This window comes from Parafannyhessea sp., from assembly GCF_051876455.1.
Classification (GTDB): Bacteria; Actinomycetota; Coriobacteriia; order Coriobacteriales; family Atopobiaceae; genus Parafannyhessea.
The window spans coordinates 1-6,022 of sequence record NZ_JBJEHW010000019.1; the positions used below are offsets into that span (position 1 = coordinate 1).

Sequence of the window (6,022 nt, forward strand, 5' to 3'; positions counted from 1 at the left end):
GATCTTTGCGTACATGGCCGCGCTGCCCTTCGCAAACGCCGTCGTCGTGTGCGTCGAGGTCGGCTCCATCACGCCCGTCTACGGCATGATCGGCATCAGGTTCCTCTTCGCCCCCTTTGTGACGGAGGTCGCGCTGCGGCTCTTCCTCACGGTTGCCGAGGCAGCGGGCAAAATCGCAGGCAGCCGCAAGAAAGGACCCGCGGAAGATCCCGCAAATGAACCCGAGCAGCCCGCGGGCGAGAAGAACGCGGACGACTGACCCCACGCCCCAACGCAACGGCAACGGGAACGTCGCGGCAGCCACGCGATGCCTGACGCAACCCTTACACGCGGCGAACCCCTCCCCCGCACGCACCTCATATCATCAGGGCAAGGCACGTGCGCGGTCCCCTCGGCAAGGAGGCACCCATGTACAAGGCGTTCGTCGTGGCGTACAGCCCGGCAGCAGACCGCATGGCCGAGCTCGTGGAGCAGAAGGCCAACGAGGTCGTGAGGGACGGCTACGAGGTCGTCTCGTTCTCCGTCACCAACAGCGCCCGGGCCATCATCCTGGCCAGGCGGCGCGACGACTTCCCAAGGGAGCGTGCCTCATGAGCAGCAACAACCCCGGCGGCGCGCAGGTCGCGATTGGCCTGATTGGCCTCGTGTGCGGCGCAATCGGCTACGTCGCACTAGCCGTCGGCGGCGACTTTACCGGCTTCATGCAGGGCGCCCTGCCCGGCGTCATGATCGGCCTTTCCGCCCTCGCCCTCATCATGCGTCCCAGGTAGGCACCGCTAGATCTTGTCCCTAAAGCCAGGCAGAAGCCTGAGCAGCCGCGTGATCGCGACCGAACCCAGCACTCCCACTACAAAGATGCCCAGCTGCAGCGCGGGCACGGGAATGGCTCCGTAGTTGGTGAACCAGATGGCAAGGTGGCCAAAGAGCGGGTGGAAGAGGTAGATGCCAAAGCTGTCGCGCGCGAGGCCCGCCGCGATGCCGCGCTCGCGCTGCGGGCGATTCGCAAACCGCTTGAACGCCAAAAACACCATGAGCGAGAAGGGCATGACCAGCCCGTATTGCGGCAGCGCCACGGCACCGGCCACCTCAGCGCCCGCAGCCGAGCGCAGCCCCAGCCCCGCGCTCAGGCAGCAGAGCGCGAGCGATGCCACACCCGCCAGCACGATGCGCCAGTCAAGCTCAAGGTACTCGTAGGCGTAGCGGCCCAGCATGTAGTAGACCACCGCGCCGCTCAGGTCCACAAACTGGTACAGGTTGACGTTGAGCACCAGGTTCGCGAGCGGCACCAGGCAGAGCAGCGCCCACGCCAGCACCACGGCCAGCCCAAACTGTCGGCGCGTGGCGCGCGCCTGGAACCCGCGGATGAACGGCGTGAGCAGGTAGAGGCCAATCAGCGCGTACACGTACCACAGGTGGTCCCAGGAGTTGCCCTCCAGCAGGTTGAGCAGCGCACGCCCGAACATGCCCCACGTGAGCGTGGTCGCGCCCGTCTGCGCGCGCACGTCCGCCACCTGCTCCATCAGGCAGAACGCGAGCCCCACGGTCAGGAGCACAAAGGCCATGCGCCACACGTGGCGGCCGATCTTGCGGGGTGGCATTTCTCGCCCTGGGTCTAGCAGCAAGGCACCGGACACCATGAGGAACGCCGGCACGGCCCAGCGCGCCAGCGGAATCTGCAGCACGGCCTCCACGCCAAAGAGCCGCGCGTGCGCGGCGGCCAGCCCTGGGGCAAGCTCCGTCACGCGCATGGAGTGCAGCGCGACGATGGCGAGGGCGCCAAGCACCCTCGCCCACTCAAAGCAGTAGATTTTCCCGTGTTCCGTCAAGCCAGTCCCCGTTGCGTCGCGTGCCCACGCGGGCGAGAAGGACGGCTACTCCGCCTTGTGGGCGGCCAGGAACTTCTCCACGTCCGCGAACGTGGGCATCGCGGCCTGCGCGCCCACCTTGGTGACGCAGAGCGCCGCGGCGGCGGAGGCGTACACCATGCTCTCGCGGATGTCACCGCCAAAGGCGATGTGCGCGGCGAGCTCGCCCACGTACGCGTCGCCCGCACCGGTGGTGTCCACCGTCTCCACGGAGAAGCACGGCACCTTGACCGGCTGGCCGTCCACCAGCGTGACGGAGCCACGGCGCCCCAGCGTGATGACGGTGCTCTTGACGCCGCGACGCTCGAAGAAGCGCAGCGCCTTCTCGCGCGAGGCGTCGTCCAGCGGGCTGATGCCGCTCAGGAACTCGCACTCGCCCTCGTTGATGCACAGCACGTCGAGCGCCTTGTAGACGTCCTCGGGGATGCTGCGGGCCGGCGTCGCGTTGAGGATCGTGAAGAGCCCGTTGCGCTTGGCGCACAGGATGGACTCCATCGTGGCCTCCAGGTCGCAGCCCAGCTGGCACAGGAACACGTTGCCGTGGCCCGCCAGGCCGTGGATGGCCGCACGGACCTCCTGGTAGGTGATGGTGGCGTTGGCGCCCGGGTCGTACACGGCGCGGTTGTCGCCCTCGCCGCGCAGCACCAGGCCGATGCCCGTGTGCTCGTCCTCGCTCACGCTCACGTTGGAGCAGACCACGCCGTGGCGCGCGAGCGACGCCATGAGCTCGCGGCCGTAGGCGTCGTCGCCAACCTTGCCCACCATGAAGGTGTCCGCGCCCATGCGGGAGCACATGACGGCCTGGTTGCCGCCCATGCCGCCAGGCGTGGTCAGGAAGTCGGAGCCAAACGCCGTCTCGCCCCTGTGGGGGATGGCGCGGCACCTCACGGACATGTCCATGCTCAAGCTACCGAAGACGACGACCTTCTCCATGGTTACTCCTCCACCTCGCCCGCCATCAGGCGGTCAAACATGACCTTGTTGGCCGCGAGCTCCTCGGCATCGTCCAGGGGCTCGAGGTCAGCACTACCATACTTCCTTTCCAGGGCGCGCGCTATCAGGTAATCCGCCACGCCCGGGTTCTTGGGCAGGAGCGGCCCGTGCACGTAGGTGCCCACCACGTTCTTGTACAGGCAGCCCTCGTAGCCGGACTTGCCGTCGTTGCCGTGGCCGTACAGCACCTTGCCCATGGGCTCCACGCCCTCGCCCAGGTGCGTGCGCCCGCCGTGGTTCTCGTAGCCCACGATGGGCTGCGGGCTGATGCGGCTCTCCACCGCGATGTTGCCTATGATGCGCGGCTCGCCCCGGTCCGTGTAGAGGTCCACGAGCCCGAGGCCCGGGACCTTCTCGTCCCCCATCAGATAGCTGTGGCCCAACAGCTGGTAGCCGCCGCATACGGCCGCAAGCACGCCGCCGTCCTCCACAAAGGAGCGCAGCTCCGCCTGCTCCGCCAGCAGCTTGTCGCACACGATCTTCTGCTCGCGGTCTGAGCCGCCGCCGATGAAGACGATGTCAACGCCCGAGAAGGACGGGCGGTCGTCCACGTGGACCTCCAGAACCTGCGGCTCAATACCGCGCCACGCCATGCGGCTCTTGAGCACGAGGATGTTTCCCGAGTCGCCGTAGAGGTTGAGGAGCTCCGGGTACAGGTGCGCGATGCGCAGGCTCCTGCCCGCGCCGGACGTGCCGGCAGACGCGTTAGTCATGGCGCTCACCCATCCTCTCGAGCTCGGCCTTCGCGGGCCAGAGCGCGCTGTAGTTCGTGAGCACGTACAACGGCTCGGCAAGGTCGGTGTTGCCCAACTTGCCCAGGGCCTCGCCCACGCTGTTGGCGATGTCGGCCCTGATGCCCGCGTACTTGAGGCGCACCTGCACGTCGTTGGCGCGGTGCCCGCCGCAGATCACGCGCATGTGCTCTGCGGCCAGCCGCTCAAAGTCCACGTCCCAGATCCAGCTGATGTCCTTGCCGTCGTTGAAGTCGTCGTTTATCACGAAGTACGCCGCCTTGGGACGCTCGTCCGCAAGCAGCAGCGATATGTTCTGGTTGAAGCCCGTGGGGTTCTTGGCCAGGTTGAGCACCACCTCGCGCCCGCCCACGCGGAAGTGCTGCAGGCGGCCGTTCTCGGGATGGTAGCCGTCGAGCGTGCGCTGGAACTCCTCGCCCGTGACGCCCGCGAGCGACGCCGCGGCAAAGGCCGCCAGCAGGTTGTACGCCATGTACACGCCGCCGAAGCCCGCGTGCAGGTGCACCTTGCCGTCGATCCCCTTGCCCGTCACGTCAAAGCTCACGCCCGTGCGGTCCACGTGCACGCCGGTCGCGGCAAAGTCCAGGCCCGGCCGCGCGAAGTCGCCGTTGGGGCAGTGGAACTTGCCCAGCTGCGCGTACGTGCGCCAGTCGTACTCCAGCTCCGCGCCGCACACCTGGCAGAAGCGCGCCTCCGGCACGCGGTCCGCCGGCAGGTGCAGGTCCTCGTCCACGCCAAACGCCAGCACCTTGGTGCCGTGCTGCGCCGCGCGGCGCGCCACGCCCATGCACAGCGGGTCGTCCCCGCAGGCCAAAAGCGTGGTCTCCGGCGAGCCCTGCAGCGCGCGCACGATGGTGTCCTGCACATGGTCGATCTCGCCCGCGCGGTCCAGCTGGTCCCTAAAGAGGTTCAGGAGGACGAGGTACCTGGGCTTGAGGTTCGGCAGGATGTGCACCGTGGAGAGCTCGTCGGCCTCCATCACGGCCCAGTCCGCGGACCTCCCGGGCAAAAGCGCGCTCGTCACGCCGGCGGCCATGTTGGCGCCCGCGCGGTTGCAGAGCACGGTGTTGCCCGCGGCCTCGATGGCCGAGGCCAGCACGTTGTTGGTGGTCGTCTTGCCGTTGGTGCCGCACACCACGATGGAGCCCTTGCGGAGCTTGCCCGCGAGCTCGCCCATCAGGTTGGGGTCGATGCCCAGGGCCACGCGCCCCGGCAGCTGCGACGCGCTGCGGTGCAGCACGCTGTGCAGCCCCCAGTGCGAGAGCCTTCCGGCGCCTACGGCAAGGGCTGACCTCACGCCCACGCTACTCCGCCGTCCCGTCGACGCTCGCCTCTGCCGCCTCGGCCAGGGCCTTGTCCTCCGCGACCTTCTCGGCCTTGTTGCGCGCGGCCACCTCGTCTGCCGTGAGCACGTCCTCGATGCGCAGGTTGACGCCCGCGACGGAAAGGCCCGTCATGCCCGTGACGTTCTTCACGACGGCCTTCTTCACGTCCTCGAAGACCTGCGGCGCGTAGGCGCCATATTCAATAAGAACGCTGATGTTCACGCGGACGGACGCGTCCGGGGTGACCTCTACGGTCACGCCCTTGCGCGAGTCGCTCACGCCAATCACGTCCTGCACGCGGTTGAGCCAGCCGCCCTTCATGCCGATCACGCCCGGCACGTCGCGCATGGCGATGGCCACGATCTTCTCGATAACGCCGTTGCTGAACGTGAGGGAGTCCTCGCCGTCCAGGTCCTCCTCGGCGTCGGCGTCGGCCTGAGCCTCGGGCGCCTCGCCCTCGGCGGTGGCGTCCGCATCCGTGGCGGCCGTGGCCTCGCCCTCGGCGTCCGCGGACGGAGCCTCGTCCTTCTCGGCCTCGTCCGTCGCCTCTACGCTCGCGACGATCTCCTCAACGGACTCGGCGTCGTCGGCTGCCGGCTCGTCCAGCGTGCTCATGGTCTCGTCCTCCTTGACGGGGTCGGAAGCGGGGCTTGCCGCGTCGTCGGCACGGGTGGATCCCGCGTGGGCCCAGGGCTTCCTGCCATTCCTCTTGTTCGACATCGCAAACTCCTCTCGGGAATCTTTGGGAAATCATGCCGTGCGCCGCGGCCGCGTCCGCACGGGCGCGGGGCTACTCTCCCCCGCCGCCAAACAGCTTGCGGAACGCCTTCACCACGGTGGGGTTGCCGTCCAGGTACTGGCCAATGGCCACGCCGACCAGCACGCAGACCACCACGAAGAGCGTGTGCCAGAACCCGATGGCAAACACCAGCACCGCGACGACCAGGCCGCAGATCCCGCCGAACACGGCGTTCTCGTGGCCGGGGAAGTTGCTGGTGAGCCAGTGCGAGGTCGCGCTCTTGGCGTGCGAAAAGGCACTTCCCGCCTTGGTCGAGCCCTCGTGCTGGCCCGCGCCGCCGCCGGCCGC

The 6,022-nt window shown here is 68.2% G+C and carries 9 protein-coding genes; 3 read left to right on the forward strand and 6 right to left on the reverse strand.

Annotated features, from left to right (window positions below):
- The 3 genes from ACI38Z_RS00775 to ACI38Z_RS00785 form a co-directional block, all read left to right on the forward strand.
- The coding region (locus tag ACI38Z_RS00775) for a hypothetical protein (protein WP_439788286.1) at window positions 1–259 on the forward strand (259 nt) is incomplete at its 5' end.
- Window positions 260–408: 149 nt separating this feature from the next.
- A complete protein-coding gene (locus tag ACI38Z_RS00780; RefSeq protein WP_439788287.1) occupies window positions 409–594 on the forward strand; it encodes a hypothetical protein in 186 nt (61 codons plus the stop codon).
- A complete protein-coding gene (locus tag ACI38Z_RS00785) occupies window positions 591–770 on the forward strand; it encodes a hypothetical protein (RefSeq protein WP_439788288.1) in 180 nt (59 codons plus the stop codon). Before ACI38Z_RS00780 ends, ACI38Z_RS00785 begins: the two co-directional genes overlap by 4 nt.
- A 6-nt stretch (window positions 771–776) precedes the next feature.
- Here ACI38Z_RS00785 and ACI38Z_RS00790 read toward each other — a convergent pair whose 3' ends face one another.
- The 6 genes from ACI38Z_RS00790 to ACI38Z_RS00815 all read right to left on the reverse strand — a co-directional run.
- Window positions 777–1,826 carry an acyltransferase gene (locus ACI38Z_RS00790; protein ID WP_439788289.1) on the reverse strand — a complete coding sequence of 350 codons (1,050 nt, stop codon included), beginning with the start codon at window positions 1,824–1,826 and terminating at the stop codon, window positions 777–779.
- A 45-nt stretch (window positions 1,827–1,871) separates the two neighbouring features.
- The gene (locus ACI38Z_RS00795) at window positions 1,872–2,798 is read right to left on the reverse strand and encodes a ribokinase (protein ID WP_439788290.1); all 927 of its coding nucleotides are present in this window, start codon (window positions 2,796–2,798) and stop codon (window positions 1,872–1,874) included.
- 2 nt (window positions 2,799–2,800) lie between these two features.
- Window positions 2,801–3,571: a type 1 glutamine amidotransferase gene (locus ACI38Z_RS00800; RefSeq protein ID WP_439788294.1), complete on the reverse strand. Its 771-nt coding sequence runs from the start codon at window positions 3,569–3,571 to the stop codon at window positions 2,801–2,803.
- Window positions 3,564–4,913, reverse strand: a complete 1,350-nt coding sequence (locus ACI38Z_RS00805; RefSeq protein WP_439788291.1) for a MurT ligase domain-containing protein — start codon at window positions 4,911–4,913, stop codon at window positions 3,564–3,566. The genes ACI38Z_RS00800 and ACI38Z_RS00805 overlap by 8 nt, the downstream gene beginning before the upstream one ends.
- A gap of 1 nt (window position 4,914) precedes the next feature.
- Window positions 4,915–5,655, reverse strand: a complete 741-nt coding sequence (locus ACI38Z_RS00810) for an Asp23/Gls24 family envelope stress response protein (RefSeq protein WP_439788292.1) — start codon at window positions 5,653–5,655, stop codon at window positions 4,915–4,917.
- A 70-nt stretch (window positions 5,656–5,725) separates the two neighbouring features.
- On the reverse strand, window positions 5,726–6,022 hold a 297-nt coding region (locus ACI38Z_RS00815), incomplete at its 5' end, for a DUF2273 domain-containing protein (protein ID WP_439788293.1).